This window comes from Citrobacter sp. S39 (assembly GCF_009495675.1).
Taxonomy (GTDB): Bacteria; Pseudomonadota; Gammaproteobacteria; order Enterobacterales; family Enterobacteriaceae; genus Citrobacter; species Citrobacter freundii.
Window position 1 is genome coordinate 1021675 of sequence record NZ_CP045555.1, and the last position, 13766, is coordinate 1035440.

The window sequence follows — 13766 nt, forward strand, 5'->3', positions numbered from 1 at the left end:
CACAGAAACCGGTTACAGTGCTCATTTTACAACAAGATGTTTATAAATCCGGGCATTCAACTTTGCCAAGTGCTTCCCAGTAGTTGTTCTGGTTATTTCTTTGTATTGCCAGAATAGCCTCGCGGATATGCTGCTGATTACGTGTATCAGACATAATCGTTTTTTCCCACACGTCATCGGATGGCGACCCCTGTGGGGTGCAAATCTTGCGTAAGTCCTTCAATACAGTATTTTTTTCATGAACGGACTGTAGAGAGCCGTAAGCCGAATCGGCCTGCGCTAAACCCGACAGCGTGAAAAGAATGGCAATAAGCGGTAAAGCGGCTCGTTTCATGATAATAATCCTTGTTGTCGATGCGCATCATCTCAAGAGTAAGTGTAGACGGCATGCGCCTCACTCATCAGCCTGTGTTAATTTCTAAACAAATAATCAGCCAGAAGTTGTAGTTTTTCAGGAGGATAGGATGCAAATACAGATTACAGATACCATTACTGAAGATGATCAAAATGCCCTGCTTGCCGGGTTGCGCGCCTACAACCGCCAGTTCCTGAGAACCACCAATTTTGGCGACCTGGCGGTGTACTGGCGCGATGAAAGCAATGAAATTCTGGGCGGGCTGATTGGCAAAATCAAAGGCGAATGGCTGTGTATTGATTTTCTGTGGATGCATGATTCGCTGCGCAAAGGCGGTTACGGCACAAAATTGATGCAGGCTGCCGAACAGACAGCGCGTGAGAGAGGATGCCTGCATGCGCTGGTGGATACCATGAGTTTCCAGGCGCTGCCGTTTTATCAGAAAAACGGCTATCAGCTGCAAATGACCCTCGATAACTTTCCGGAAACCGGCTCCGCGCGGCATTATTTGTCGAAAACGTTTTGATGACCGGAAGCTCTGGACGCCGCCTCACTTTCTTGCGCAGCAGAATAGTGTATGTTCTGAACAATCATTTATTTCTTAAGCGGTAAAGAGATGAGACGGATTGAGATAATACTGGGGGAGCTGGAACGGCTGACGCGAGGACTGAATCTTGCCCATCTGGCGCAGGAAACGGCGTTCACAGCAGAAGCTATCGGCTTTAACCTCGGACTGGCGCGCAACTCGGTCAGTAAAGATCTCAATCAGCTCTGGAACGACGGCTTGGCGATTAAAAGCCGCGGACGCCCGGTATTCTTTCTGCATCGTCAGGCGATTGAAACGCTGCTGGGGCGCAAACTGGATGAGTCCGAGCGTGAAGTGCAAACCGTTGCCGACCTGTTGCCTGTTCAGGAAAACCAGGCGACAGACGATCCCTTTTCTGGCCTGATTGGTTACGATCGCAGCCTGCGCGACGCGGTGGAAAAAGGCCGCGCGGCGGTGCTGTATCCCCACGGGCTGCACGTTCTGCTGACCGGTCCCTCCGGCGTCGGCAAAACCTTTTTTGCCGAACTGATGCATCGTTTCGCCTGCGAACGCGCAGTGGGAGCGTCGCCGCCGCTGGTTTACTTTAACTGCGCGGAATACGCCCATAACCCGGAGTTGCTTTCTTCGCACCTGTTTGGTCATCGACAGGGGGCATTTACCGGCGCAAATGAAAATAAACCCGGTCTGGTCGAGCAAGCCGACGGCGGCTATCTGCTGCTCGACGAAGTGCATCGTCTGCCGTATGAAGGTCAGGAAAAGCTATTTTCTATTCTCGACAAAGGCGAATACCGGCCGCTGGGTTCCAGCGCCGTGGTGCGGTCAATCTCGGTTCGCCTGATATGTGCGACCACCGAACCGGTAACTTCGGCGTTGCTGCGCACTTTCCAGCGACGTATTCAGGTATGTATCGATCTCCCCGGCATCCGCCAGCGTTCGGTGGAAGAGCAGGTTGAACTGATCGTTGGCTTCTTACAGCGTGAGAGCCGCAAAATCGAGCGTACGATAAGCATCGACCGTACCCTGCTGCTCTGGCTGTTGAACAAGCCGCTGGAAGGCAACATTGGTCAGCTTAAGAGTGACATTCAGTTTCTCTGCGCCCAGGCCTGGGCCTCAGGGATGACCGAGCACAGCGACACGCTACAGCTGGATAAACGTCTGACCGAGATCCCCTTTAACGCCACGCCGGAACAACGTCTGTTGGTTGGAGCGCTGTTCGAAGGCAAAGAACACCTGAGCATCGATGCCCGCACGCTGCCTGCGCTGAAAAATTCGCTGGCCACCGGAGCCGAAATTGAAGAGAGCGATCTTTTCTACAGCTTCCTGACCCGCGAATATATCAACCTGCGTAACAGCAACGTGCCGCCAGCCGAAACGCTGGCAATCCTCAAAAACAAGCTCAGTTCGATATTTGAATATGGTCTCTACAGCCGCGACAGCGTGGCGCATCCTCCGCGCTATGGCGATCAGATTGAAGAGCGAGTCACGCTGTTGATCGGCTGCGTTGAACAGGTGCTCGGTTTCACGCTGCCGGAGAATCTGGTTAACCCGCTGCGCAAACACTTCCTGGCGCTGATTGGCTATGTGCAGCGCGGCCTTATTCCGCAACTTTATTCTTCCAGCCTGATCCTCGATCGCTGCAAAGATGAATACGAAAACGCTACGCTGTTATGCCGAAAAATCAATGAACTGCTGCATATTCAGTGTCCGGCGACGGAGGTGGTCTGGCTGTGCCTGTTCCTCAAAGAGTGTCGCCATTACCGCCAACGGATTGACGCCAGTCCGGACTGCGGGGTGATTTTGATTGCCCACGGTGCGACGACCGCCACAAGTCAGGCGCAGTACGTGAATCGCGTGCTGGAGCGCGAGGTGTTCAGCGCTATCGATATGCCTTTCGAGCAGTCGGTGCATGACACGCTGGAAGCCCTTACACAGATGATCCAGACCCGGCAATATCGCCGATTGATCCTGATGGTGGATATTGGCTCGCTGGTCCATTTTGGCAGCACGATCAGTAAGTTATTCCAGATAGACGTACTGCTAATGCCCAATATCACGCTCACCAGCCTGCTGGAGATTGGGCTGGATTTAAGCTACGAAACCAGCGACTTGCCGCAGCTGGCGGCGTTGATGCAGAGCAAAAATATTCCCTGTCAGCTCTGTACTCCGCAGCAGGAAAACAGCGGTAAAGTGCTGGTTATCTCCTGCATCACCGGGATGGGAACGGCAGAAAAAATCAAAAAGGTGCTGGAGGAGAGCTTCGGTGAGTTGATGTCGCAGGATACGCGGATGGTGATCCTCGATTACAACGAAGTTCGCAGCCTGGAGCGTGTTCAGCAGGCGATTAACGCCAGTGAACGCCTGGCGGGAATAGTGGGCACTTTCCAGCCAGGACTGCCGGATATTCCGTTTATCTCGCTCGAGGAGCTGTTCTCTGAGCAAGGCCCCGAGCTGGTACTCAGCCTGCTGACGCCAGATCTCTCCAGCAGCGAACGCCGTCTGGAGATGGAGCGCAGCGCGATGCGCTTTATCAGCGCGTTGACTATGGAGAGCATCATTAACCATATTTCGGTGCTCAACCCGCAGCGTATTCTCAAAGAGATGGAAGGCGTGCTGAATCATCTGACCACCGCGCTTTCGCTCAAACCGAGCCGTCAGGTGACACTGCGCTTCCTGATCCACTGCTGCTGTATGGTCGAGCGTATCGTGATTAACCGCAAACCGTTACAGATGGCGCTGGAGAACAAGCCGGATCTGGATAATCGCGCGTTTAGTGTCATTAAATCCGCTTTCCTGCCGATCGAAGAGGCCTATGCCATTCGCTTATCGGACGCGGAATATTTTTATATCTACGAACTGCTGTATAGCTAATCCCTTTACTGGCGCGGCTTTCTGCCTCGCCAGCGCTCCTCTCCTCCCCGCGTGACACAAATTCTGGCACAGCCTTTGCTCTGTTTACCTATGTCTATGTAATCGAGCCAGGAGGCCATTTTGACTACCACTGAATCCTTGCCCCAGATCCTGCTGCTGACCCATGGCGGCTGGGGGCAACAGCTTTGCAACAGCCTGCGCATGGTGATGGGTGAAATCAAAGGCGTGACGGAAATTGCGCTGATGCCCGTTGATACGCTCGGCGAGTTTTATCAGCGCGTTGAAGCCGTAGTGAAAACCATGCCGGAAGGCTCACTGATCCTGACTGATTTTATTGGCGGCACCACCTCCAACGTGGCGGCACGGCTGAGCGCCGATTACCCGGTGGCTGTTATTTCCGGGCTCAACGCCTCTTTGCTGCTGGAGGCGCTCGACAAACGCGAGCATGGCCAGTTGACCACCTGCGTGGCTGAACTGGTCGACGCCGGGCGTAGCAGTTGCCTGGACGTTGTCGCCCACGTGCGTCAATTACAACAATCACAATAAGGAATAAACATTATGGCAAACATCGTCTTATGTCGTATCGATAGCCGTCTGATTCATGGACAAGTGGTGACCAAATGGGTTGGGCAATCTCAGGCCAACCGGATTGCGGTGGTTAGCGATGAGCTGGATGCCGATCCGTTTATGAAAAACATCTACCTGATGGCCGCGCCGCCAAACATCAAAGTGGATTGCTTTGGTAACCAAAGTTTTGCGGCCGCCTGGAAAGAAAACCAGCTTGGTGACGGCAAAGTGCTGGTGCTGTTCCCTTCTCTGGCGGCGGTTCAGGAAGCGGTCCAGTTGGGGTTTGACGTCACTACCATTCAGGTCGGTGGGCTGGGCGGTGGGCCAAACCGCAAAGCGGTATTCCAGAACATTACGCTGGATGAAAAAGACGTCGGCATTCTGAGCGACCTGAAAAATCGTGGGATTCAGGTGTTCTTCCAGACTATCCCGGAAGATAAGCCTCAGTCGCTGGACGATATCCTGAAAAAATTCTAATTCTTTGATAACAGGGTACTTAACTATGGATACTTTAGTCTTTGCAAGCCTGATGGGGCTGTATTACTGGTTTGCCCGTTTACGCCTTGGCTACACCTTCTCCGCTATGCTGCTGCAACCGGTCGTGATTGCCGTATTCGTTGGCCTGCTGTTAGGCAACATGGAAACGGCGATGATCATCGGTGCCGGTATGCAGCTGGTTTATCTCGGCGTGACCTCTACGCCAGGCGGTAACGTCCCGTCGGATCCGGCGCTGGCCGCCTGTATTTCAATTCCTATCGCTGTGAAGGCCGGAATGGACCCGAACCTGGCTATCGCGCTGGCGATCCCGTTTGGCGTCATCGGCGTGTTCCTCGACCAGCTGCGCCGCACGTTAAACGCGGCATGGGTGCATATGGCCGACAAACATGCGGAAACGGCCAACATGGCGGGCATCATGCGCTGTGCATTCCTCTACCCGGCGTTGCTTGGCCTTGTACTGCGTTTCCCGGTGGTTTTCGCCGCCAACTATTTTGGTCAGGACGTGGTGGAAAGCTTCCTCAAGCTGATGCCGCACTGGCTGACGCACTCCTTTGAAATTATGGGCGGCATTCTGCCAGCGTTGGGCTTCGCCATCACCATTATGGTGATCGGTAAAAAGAGCCTGCTGCCGTGGTTTATTGGCGGTTTCTTTGCGGTGTTGTACCTGAAGGTGGACATCATGGCGATGGCAATCTTTGGTACCTGCGTGGCTTTCCTGATTAAAGGTCTGGCGAAAAATGAAGGAGCAGCATGATGAGCAGCGACGTAATGCAACATGAACTGGTGGAGCGTGCGCGTGAAAGCGGCACGCTGACCAAAGCAGACATCACCAAAGCCTGGTTTATCTACTGGCTGGGCGCGGAAGTTTCCAGCTCCTATGAGCGTTTGCAGAGCCTGATTTTCTGCGCCTCTATGACGCCGATCATCAAAAAGCTCTACCCGCAAAAAGAGGAACAGGTAGAAGCGCTGAAACGACATCTGAACTTCTTCAACTCAGAGCAGACGTTCGGGGCGGTGATTCAGGGGATCTCCATTGCGATGGAGGAACAGAAAACCCGCGGCGAGCCGATCAGCGATGCCTCAATTACCGGGATTAAAACCGGGCTAATGGGACCGCTGGCTGGGATGGGGGACTCCATCATCTGGGCAGCCGTGATGCCGCTGTTAATTGCTATTTTTATCCCGTTCGCCGCCAATGGCAGCGCGATGGGCGGAATTGTACCGTTAATCCTCTACCCGGCCATTACGTTGGCAATCAGCTACGGTATGGTGCACAAAGGCTATACGCTGGGACGTGACTCGATTATCGGTCTGCTGCAGGGAGGGCGAATTAAGGAACTGATCTACGGCGCGAACGTGCTGGGCCTGATCATGATGGGCGCGCTTTCTGCGAGCTACGTCAAGATCACCACGCCGTTAAAACTCAGCGCCCTGAAAGGCTCTGAAGTGGTGGTTCAGCAAATCCTCGACTCTATTGCCCCCGGTCTGTTGCCGCTGGCGGCGGTGTTCGCCATTTATTTCTATCTGGTGAAGAAAGGGCCGCGTTACACCACGATTTTGCTGTCGATTGTCGCACTCAGCGTGGTCTGCTCACTGCTGGGAGTGCTGTAAGCCATGACACAGAATATCTACCAACAATTGGGGCTAAAACAGGTGATTAACGCCTGCGGCAAGATGACGATTCTGGGCGTTTCCAGCGTCGCGCCGGAGGTGATGCAAGCCACCGCACGGGCAGCTTCGGCCTTTGTTGAAATTGACCGGCTGGTGGACCGTACCGGTGAATTGGTTTCCCGCTACACCGGCGCGGAGGACAGCTATGTTACTTCGTGCGCCTCGGCGGGTATTGCGATTGCCGTTGCCGCCGCCATTACCCGCGGTGACCAGGCTAGTGTCACGCTGATGCCGGACAGCGCGGGTATGGCCAATGAAGTGGTCATGCTGCGCGGGCATAACGTTGACTACGGGGCGCCCATCACCAGCGCGATCCGCTTAGGGGGAGGACGGGTGGTGGAGGTTGGCTCAAGTAATCTGGCGGCCCGCTGGCAGTTGGAGAGCGCGATTACCGATAACACCGCCGCGCTGCTGTACGTGAAATCGCACCACTGCGTGCAGAAAGGCATGTTGAGCATTGCAGACTTCGTACGGGTTGCGCAGGTTCATAACCTGCCGCTGATTGTCGATGCCGCCGCCGAGGAAGACTTACACGCCTGGGTGGCGAGCGGGGCGGATATGGTGGTCTACAGCGGAGCAAAAGCCTTTAACGCGCCGACCTCCGGGTTTATCACCGGGAAGAAACAGTGGATTGCCGCGTGTAAAGCGCAGCACCACGGAATTGCCCGGGCGATGAAGATCGGCAAAGAGAATATGGTCGGGCTGGTGTATGCCCTGGAAAACTATCATCAGGGGCAAACCGTGGTCACCGCCGAAGAGCTTCGCCCCGTGGCGCAGGCGATTTCAGCGATTCGCGGACTGGATGCGGATATTGAGCAGGACGAAGCCGGGCGCGCCATCTGGCGGATTCGTATTCTGGTGAATGCACAAGAGCTGGGGATGGATGCTTACGCCGTAGAAGCGCAGCTGCGAGAGGGTGATATCGCGATTTACGCTCGCCGTTACAACCTTCATCAGGGCGTCTTTAGTCTTGACCCGCGTACGGTCGCAGAAGGGGAAATGGCACTGATCGTGGCCCGACTAAAGGAGATTGCAGACCATGCAGCACATTAATTTTTATCGCAATAAAGTGGCTATTAACGTGCTGGCGAAGGATATCGCCAACGCCCGGGAAATCTATGACGCTGCCGAAGGTCACGCGGTGATCGGCATTCTTTCGGCGCAGTTCTCCTCGGTTGAGGAAGGGGTTAAGGAAGTAAAACGCTGGATGGTCGACGTGCCGTCGATTTCCGTGGGGCTGGGGGCGGGCGACCCGGCGCAGTATTACAAAGCGGCGATGATTGCCTCACAGGTCCATCCGGCACACGTCAACCAGACCTTTACCGGTTGTAGTTTTGCGGCAGGCGCGCTGGCGGCAACGGGCGGTGAACAGACCCATATCAACGCGTTAGTCAGTCCCACGGGCACGCCGGGGGAAGTGTTGATCTCCACTGGCGTCAGCAGCAGCCAGGGCACGCCAGCCCACGTTTCCTGTGATGCAGCGGTACGTATGATGCTGGACTCTGGCGCGCATGCGGCGAAGTTCTTCCCAATGGGCGGTGAGCAGTCCCTGCCTGAGTTGTACGCACTGGCGACGACAGCGGCACGCAACGGCATGACGTTGATTGAACCGACCGGCGGTATCGATCTCGATAACTTCGGCATTATCCTGCAATCCTGTCTGGAAGCAGGAGTATCGCGCGTCATGCCGCATGTTTACAGCTCGATTATCGACCCACAGACCGGTAATACCCGGCCTGCAGATATCATCAGGTTGATGGAGATAGTCAAAGCCCTGGTGTGATGTTGCCATCGTTGGAGAGCGAAAAGAGAATGCCCGGAGGTGCTCACGCCTACCGGGTATTTTTGCGAACATCATTCATGGAAAATGAATGCATTGCAGCAGCATCTATTTATCCTCGAAAGCGCCTCGCAAAGGGGTAATTTCCCTGATGTGGTCTGTGCCACTGGCGAGTAATGTCCCGTCATCTTGTTCTTCCGGTGACGGACCGCCATGCAAAAACCAACAACATCTACACCGCATGATGCGGTGTTTAAAAAATTCTTAGGCCATCCAGATACGGCGCGGGATTTTCTTGATACCTATCTTCCTTCGTCATTACATGAGCTTTGCGATCTGGATACACTGAAACTGGAACCCGGGAGTTTTATTGAGGAGGATCTGCGTGCCAGTTATTCCGATGTTCTGTGGTCGCTAAAAACTAGAACCGGTAAAGGCTATATCTACGCGTTGATTGAACACCAGAGTTCATCGGATGTTCATATGGCATTTCGGATGATGCGTTACGCCATTGCCGCGATGCAAAATCACCTTGATGCAGGACACAAAACGCTGCCACTGGTGGTGCCAATACTTTTTTACCATGGCGTTGACAGCCCGTATCCGTACTCGCTGTGTTGGTTGGATGAATTTGACGATCCAGAAACCGCACGGCAGCTTTATGGTTCTGCCTTCCCGCTGGTAGACATTACGGCGCTGTCTGATGATGAGATTATGCAGCATCGGCGGATGGCGCTACTTGAGCTTGTCCAGAAGCATATACGTGAACGTGACCTGATGGTGCTGGTGGATAACCTGGTTGCTCTGCTGGTTAAGGGATACGCTAATGACAGCCAGGTAGAAACGCTATTTAATTATCTGATGCAGTCTGGCAGCGCACCGCGTTTCGAGGCGTTTATTCGCGAGGTGGCTTTACGCGTTCCCCAACACAAGGAGAGATTAATGACGATTGCAGAATGTTTACGTGAATCAGGGCGAAGAACGGGTCATTACAGTGGCTTACAAGAGGGATTACAAAAGGGCAAGATTGAAGGCAAACAAGACGAAGCGTTGCGGATAGCCCATGCCATGCTGGAGAAGGGGATCGATCGTGAACTGGTGCTAATTATCACCGGGCTTTCAAGTGATGAACTAACGGCATCTTCCGACTAATGTATCTTTTTCCCGTTATGCTTTTTTCTTCTTGCTGATGCTTTTTCGTTTTTTAAACCGCAGCGGCCTTGCCGCTATAGTCATTTCATTACTCATCAGGCGGTTATTGCAAAAGGATAAAACGTGAAGCTGAAGATACCTTTTTTCGGGGCCGGGGCGGCGGTATTACTGGCGGGATTATTGCTGGCAGGATGCGATCAACAGAGCAGTGATGCAAAGCATATCAAAGTGGGTGTGATTAACGGTGCCGAGCAGGATGTGGCGGAGGTCGCGAAGAAAGTCGCTAAAGAAAAATATGGCCTTGAGGTGGAGCTGGTGGGTTTTAGCGGTTCTCTGCTGCCTAACGATGCCACTAATCATGGTGAGCTGGATGCCAATGTCTTCCAGCATCGTCCGTTCCTCGAACAAGATAATAAAGCACACGACTATAAGCTGGTTGCTGTGGGCAATACCTTTGTATTCCCGATGGCAGGGTATTCGAAGAAAATCAAAACCGTCGCTGAACTTAAAGACGGTTCAACGATTGCGATACCTAACGATCCAACCAACCTCGGGCGGGCGCTGTTGCTGCTGCAAAAAGAGAAGTTAATTACGCTGAAAGCGGATACCGGCCTGCTGCCAACAGCGTTGGATATCACTGAAAATCCGCGGCATCTGAAAATTATGGAACTGGAAGGCGCGCAGTTGCCGCGCGTATTGGACGATCAGAAAGTGGATGTAGCGATTATCAGTACCACCTACATCCAGCAAACCGGTCTTTCCCCGGTACATGACAGCGTATTTATCGAAGACAAAAACTCACCGTACGTGAACATCCTGGTGGCGCGAGAAGACAACAAAGATGCCGAGAATGTGAAAGAATTCCTGCAATCTTATCAGTCACCGGAAGTGGCAAAGGCGGCAGAAACTATCTTTAACGGCGGCGCGGTTCCGGGTTGGTAATCGTGACCCGTTGTCGCGCCGGTTGGGGTTAAACCGCTCTGGCGCGGCGACGTGAGTCCATTGAGATCAGTACTACCGATGAGAGGATTAAAAGCGTGCCCAGCCAGTCTGGCAGGGTAAACGTAATACCTAACAACAGTAGTGACAGCAACGCGCTGCTCAACGGTTCTGCGCAGCTTAAAATGCTCGCTTTCGGTCCGCCAATCATCTGCGCGCCTTTCAGGTACAGGCTAAACGTCAGCGACGTGCCGATGACCACCAGATAGAAAAACGCCAGAATCAAACTGCCATTCACCACGAAATTAGTGCCCTGTCCGGCATAAAACGGCAGCAGGATCATGCCGCCGATTAACATACTCCAGCCGACGACCGGCAGCGTGCCGTAGCGCGCGATAAGCGTTGAGGGGTAGGTGGTGTAGAACGCGGCGGCAAACGCCGAGGCAATTCCCCAGAACAGCGCGGCAGGTGAGATAGACAGCGACGTTGGGTTACCGTGGGTGACCAGTAAGAAGGTGCCGATGAGCGAGGTGAAGATTGCGGTCAGCACTAAAATCCCCGGTCGTGCTTTGCGCACCACGGAAAACCACGCCACGATAATGGTCGGTGACAAAAATTGCAGCACCGTCGCGGTGGCGGCGTTGGATTTTTCAATGGTCAGCAGAAAGGTGAGCTGTACGGTGAGCGCTCCAACTACGGAAAAAATCAGCAGGCTGATGGCGTCTTTGCGGTTTTTGATAATGGAGAACACTTTGTCGCCGTGAACGAAAGAGAGCATCAGCAGAATCAGCCCGGCGAAAATCAGACGTGTCATGGTCAGAAACTGCGACGACATCTGACTTTGCTCCATGATGTACTGCGCGCAAACGCCTGAACTTCCCCACAATACGGCGGCAATCAGGACGTTCATCATCCCTCTTCTGGTGGAACTCATCTTTCCCTCGGCATGTTGTTTTGTTTTATTTGTGTGCAGGCATCATAGCAGAGATAGCGAAGCGAGTGAGACATGACTGGTGTAGCCCCCCACGCGGCAGGGGGCTTCGGCAGTTATTTTATGGCGCAATCGGCGTCAGATAATCCAGCCGTAGCGGTTCGGCTAGCAGATCGTTCATTTGTAGAATGAACGCCTGGAAATGTGGCAGAGCGATATGCTCGGCCTGACCGTGCCAGGATTCGCGTACGTAGAATACATCCGGCGTGTCGCGTAACTGGAACAGGGCATATTCAATATTGCCCGGCTCCCGGCGAGTAGGCAGTAACAGAGCCTGCAGTGCCTGTTTCAGTGCATCGATTTTCCCTGGTTTGGCTTTCAGTACCGCAATAATTGAAATCACTTCTGAATCGGACATGTTAAAACCCCTCCAGCACAATCTTGCCGACCGAACGACCGGTTTCAATTTGCGCGTGGGCTTTTTGCAGATTTGCCGCGGTGATTGCGCCAAAATGTTCGCCCAGCGTGGTGCGGAGGGTGTTGCTGTCGATCAGCTGTGCCACGCGGGTCAGTAACTGATGCTGCGCAATGATGTCGTGGGTGGTAAACATCGAACGGGTAAACATAAACTCCCAGTGCAGCGAAATGCTTTTGGCCTTCAGCGGACGCGCATCGAGAGTGTGCGGATCGTCAATCAACGCCAGTTTGCCCTGCGGTGCCAGGGCGGCAATAATTTGCGAATAGTGCTGCTCGGTATTGTTCAGGCTGGCAACGTGCGTCACCTCTTTAATGCCTATCCGTGCCAGCTCTTCCGTCAACGGCTTGTTGTGGTCAATCACATGATGAGCGCCCGCTTCAAGAACCCATTTCTGGCTCTGCGGACGTGATGCCGTACCGATGACGGTCATTTTGGTCAGCTTACTGGCCAGTTGCGTCAGAATAGAACCGACGCCGCCAGCCGCGCCAACAATCAATAACACATCATCTTCATTGCTATTTTCCTCAACGCCCAGACGGTCGAACAGCATTTCCCAGGCGGTGATGGCGGTCAGCGGCAGCGCCGCAGCAGAAGCATTATCTAGTGTTTTTGGCTTCAGCGCGGTAATACGTTCATCAACCAGCTGAAATTCACTGTTACTGCCAGCGCGGCCCAGTGCTCCGGCGTACCAGACTTCATCGCCAGGTGTGAACAGGGTGACGGCTTCACCCACGGACTTCACCACGCCAACGGCGTCCCAGCCCAGAACGCGCGGCACATCGGCGTTAAAACCTTCGCGGACCTTGGTATCAACGGGATTGACGGAAATGGCTTTCACTTCAACCAGCAGATCGTGCCCGGTAGCGACTGGCATGGGTAGGTCAATCTCTTGTAAAAATTCAATGTTATTGCCGTCGGTCGCGGCGCGGGTAATAGCGATGGCTTTCATGGTCTCTCCGGTCACAGGAATCAGTTGAATAATTCGATGGTAAACCGGTAGCAGAACGGGAAAAATAGCCCTACGGCGACAGGACTTATACTCGGGGAGTGAAAATGTTCCGGCTTGAAGATCTCACGTTGTTTGTCCGCGCCGCGGCGCTGAATAGTTTTAGCGATGCCGCGCGCGAAGTCGGCGTTCAGCCTGCTCAGGTCAGTTCAGCTATCAAGCGCCTGGAGTCTACGTTGGCTATCCGCTTGTTCGCCCGCTCCACGCGCAGCCTACGCCTGACGCCGGAGGGCGAGGTCTGGCTACCCTATGCCCGCCAGATGCTGGACGTGATGCATGCCGGGCTGCAAAAAATTCAGACCCCAGAAGATGAAGTTTCTGGCACGCTGCAAATCGCCGTGCCTTCCGATCTTGGCCGTAACCTGCTGCTGCCGGTCTTTCAGTCGTTTCGACGCCGCTATCCCGCGCTGCGCCTGCGGATCTTTTTCTCCGATCAGGTGACGGATGTCTTTAAAGACCCCGTCGATGTTGCGTTTCGCTATGGCAATACCGAAGACGCGTCTTACATTGCGCTGCCCGTTGCACCGAGTAACCGACGTGTGCTGGTGGCATCACCGGAATGGGTTGCACAAAACGGCGCGCCGCAAACTCCGGATGATTTAACACAGCTCAACGCCATGACCTTCGTATTACGCGGCCGCCTGCACGATCGCTGGACGTTTACGCGCAACGGCGAGGTCAGTAGTGTGCAGGTTAACGGCACCATTATGAGCGACGATGCGGAAGTGATCCGACGGCTGGCAATTGCCGGGGAAGGTATGGCGTACAAGTCGTGGCTGGATGTCAGCGAAGATGTGCGTGACGGTCGATTACAACTGCTGATGCCGGATTATCAGGGCGAGAAAGTCCCGCTGAATATGATTTGCCCGCATCGGAAGCAGCTTTCAACGGCGGTCCGTCTGCTGCACGACGCGGTGAAGGCGCGGTGTGAAATGCTGGCGCAAAGCTAGTAAGCGCTTTACGCCAGAATACTA

General features: G+C 54.0%; 15 protein-coding genes. 11 read left to right on the top strand and 4 right to left on the bottom strand.

The window, feature by feature from the left end; genetic code table 11:
• Positions 1-40 precede the first annotated feature (40 nt).
• Positions 41-334, bottom strand: coding sequence for a YicS family protein (locus GFB57_RS04745; protein WP_008323809.1), 294 nt, complete (start codon positions 332-334; stop codon positions 41-43).
• 130 nt (positions 335-464) lie between these two features.
• Here GFB57_RS04745 and GFB57_RS04750 point away from each other — a divergent pair, with 130 nt between their 5' ends.
• The 10 genes from GFB57_RS04750 (at position 465) to nlpA (ending at position 10380) form a co-directional block, all read left to right on the top strand.
• Positions 465-881, top strand: a complete 417-nt coding sequence (locus GFB57_RS04750) for a GNAT family N-acetyltransferase (RefSeq protein WP_003023951.1) — start codon at positions 465-467, stop codon at positions 879-881.
• A 90-nt stretch (positions 882-971) separates the two neighbouring features.
• The gene (gene dagR, locus GFB57_RS04755; protein ID WP_003023954.1) at positions 972-3770 is read left to right on the top strand and encodes a transcriptional regulator DagR; all 2799 of its coding nucleotides are present in this window, start codon (positions 972-974) and stop codon (positions 3768-3770) included.
• A gap of 120 nt (positions 3771-3890) precedes the next feature.
• On the top strand, positions 3891-4316 hold the full coding sequence (locus GFB57_RS04760; RefSeq protein ID WP_003023957.1) for a PTS sugar transporter subunit IIA: 426 nt from the start codon (positions 3891-3893) through the stop codon (positions 4314-4316).
• A 12-nt stretch (positions 4317-4328) separates the two neighbouring features.
• Entirely contained in the window at positions 4329-4814 is a 486-nt protein-coding gene (locus GFB57_RS04765) for a PTS system mannose/fructose/N-acetylgalactosamine-transporter subunit IIB (protein WP_003023959.1), read from the top strand.
• A 25-nt stretch (positions 4815-4839) separates the two neighbouring features.
• On the top strand, positions 4840-5589 hold the full coding sequence (locus GFB57_RS04770) for a PTS sugar transporter subunit IIC (RefSeq protein ID WP_003023960.1): 750 nt from the start codon (positions 4840-4842) through the stop codon (positions 5587-5589).
• Positions 5586-6446: a PTS system mannose/fructose/sorbose family transporter subunit IID gene (locus GFB57_RS04775; protein WP_005121522.1), complete on the top strand. Its 861-nt coding sequence runs from the start codon at positions 5586-5588 to the stop codon at positions 6444-6446. Before GFB57_RS04770 ends, GFB57_RS04775 begins: the two co-directional genes overlap by 4 nt.
• Before the next feature lie 3 nt (positions 6447-6449).
• On the top strand, positions 6450-7559 hold the full coding sequence (gene dgaE, locus GFB57_RS04780) for a D-glucosaminate-6-phosphate ammonia lyase (protein ID WP_003023964.1): 1110 nt from the start codon (positions 6450-6452) through the stop codon (positions 7557-7559).
• Positions 7546-8289: a 2-dehydro-3-deoxy-phosphogluconate aldolase gene (locus GFB57_RS04785; protein WP_003023966.1), complete on the top strand. Its 744-nt coding sequence runs from the start codon at positions 7546-7548 to the stop codon at positions 8287-8289. Before dgaE ends, GFB57_RS04785 begins: the two co-directional genes overlap by 14 nt.
• 210 nt (positions 8290-8499) lie before the next feature.
• Positions 8500-9438, top strand: coding sequence for an Rpn family recombination-promoting nuclease/putative transposase (locus GFB57_RS04790; protein ID WP_008323821.1), 939 nt, complete (start codon positions 8500-8502; stop codon positions 9436-9438).
• Between the two features lie 123 nt (positions 9439-9561).
• The gene (gene nlpA / locus GFB57_RS04795) at positions 9562-10380 is read left to right on the top strand and encodes a lipoprotein NlpA (RefSeq protein ID WP_003023970.1); all 819 of its coding nucleotides are present in this window, start codon (positions 9562-9564) and stop codon (positions 10378-10380) included.
• Between the two features lie 28 nt (positions 10381-10408).
• Here the strand turns inward: nlpA and GFB57_RS04800 are convergent, their stop codons facing one another.
• The 3 genes from GFB57_RS04800 to GFB57_RS04810 form a co-directional block, all read right to left on the bottom strand.
• Positions 10409-11311, bottom strand: a complete 903-nt coding sequence (locus GFB57_RS04800; protein WP_003023973.1) for a carboxylate/amino acid/amine transporter — start codon at positions 11309-11311, stop codon at positions 10409-10411.
• Between the two features lie 118 nt (positions 11312-11429).
• Positions 11430-11726, bottom strand: coding sequence for a putative quinol monooxygenase (locus tag GFB57_RS04805; RefSeq protein WP_290366938.1), 297 nt, complete (start codon positions 11724-11726; stop codon positions 11430-11432).
• A gap of 1 nt (position 11727) precedes the next feature.
• Positions 11728-12735, bottom strand: coding sequence for a zinc-binding alcohol dehydrogenase family protein (locus tag GFB57_RS04810; RefSeq protein ID WP_003023978.1), 1008 nt, complete (start codon positions 12733-12735; stop codon positions 11728-11730).
• Positions 12736-12839: 104 nt separating this feature from the next.
• Here GFB57_RS04810 and GFB57_RS04815 point away from each other — a divergent pair, with 104 nt between their 5' ends.
• Complete coding sequence (locus GFB57_RS04815) at positions 12840-13742, top strand: LysR family transcriptional regulator (protein ID WP_003023980.1); 903 nt, start codon at positions 12840-12842, stop codon at positions 13740-13742.
• Positions 13743-13766: the final 24 nt, after the last annotated feature.

Bases quoted from the DNA above. Each gene is read 5' to 3' on its own strand.
- GFB57_RS04790 (WP_008323821.1), top strand. From the start codon at position 8,500: ATGCAAAAACCAACAACATCTACACCGCATGATGCGGTGTTTAAAAAA.
- GFB57_RS04750 (WP_003023951.1), top strand. From the start codon at position 465: ATGCAAATACAGATTACAGATACCATTACTGAAGATGATCAAAATGCC.
- GFB57_RS04810 (WP_003023978.1), bottom strand. From the start codon at position 12,735: ATGAAAGCCATCGCTATTACCCGCGCCGCGACCGACGGCAATAACATT.
- GFB57_RS04805 (WP_290366938.1), bottom strand. From the start codon at position 11,726: ATGTCCGATTCAGAAGTGATTTCAATTATTGCGGTACTGAAAGCCAAA.
- GFB57_RS04785 (WP_003023966.1), top strand. From the start codon at position 7,546: ATGCAGCACATTAATTTTTATCGCAATAAAGTGGCTATTAACGTGCTG.
- GFB57_RS04770 (WP_003023960.1), top strand. From the start codon at position 4,840: ATGGATACTTTAGTCTTTGCAAGCCTGATGGGGCTGTATTACTGGTTT.
- GFB57_RS04815 (WP_003023980.1), top strand. From the start codon at position 12,840: ATGTTCCGGCTTGAAGATCTCACGTTGTTTGTCCGCGCCGCGGCGCTG.
- dgaE (WP_003023964.1), top strand. From the start codon at position 6,450: ATGACACAGAATATCTACCAACAATTGGGGCTAAAACAGGTGATTAAC.
- GFB57_RS04745 (WP_008323809.1), bottom strand. From the start codon at position 334: ATGAAACGAGCCGCTTTACCGCTTATTGCCATTCTTTTCACGCTGTCG.
- dagR (WP_003023954.1), top strand. From the start codon at position 972: ATGAGACGGATTGAGATAATACTGGGGGAGCTGGAACGGCTGACGCGA.
- GFB57_RS04775 (WP_005121522.1), top strand. From the start codon at position 5,586: ATGATGAGCAGCGACGTAATGCAACATGAACTGGTGGAGCGTGCGCGT.
- GFB57_RS04800 (WP_003023973.1), bottom strand. From the start codon at position 11,311: ATGAGTTCCACCAGAAGAGGGATGATGAACGTCCTGATTGCCGCCGTA.
- GFB57_RS04765 (WP_003023959.1), top strand. From the start codon at position 4,329: ATGGCAAACATCGTCTTATGTCGTATCGATAGCCGTCTGATTCATGGA.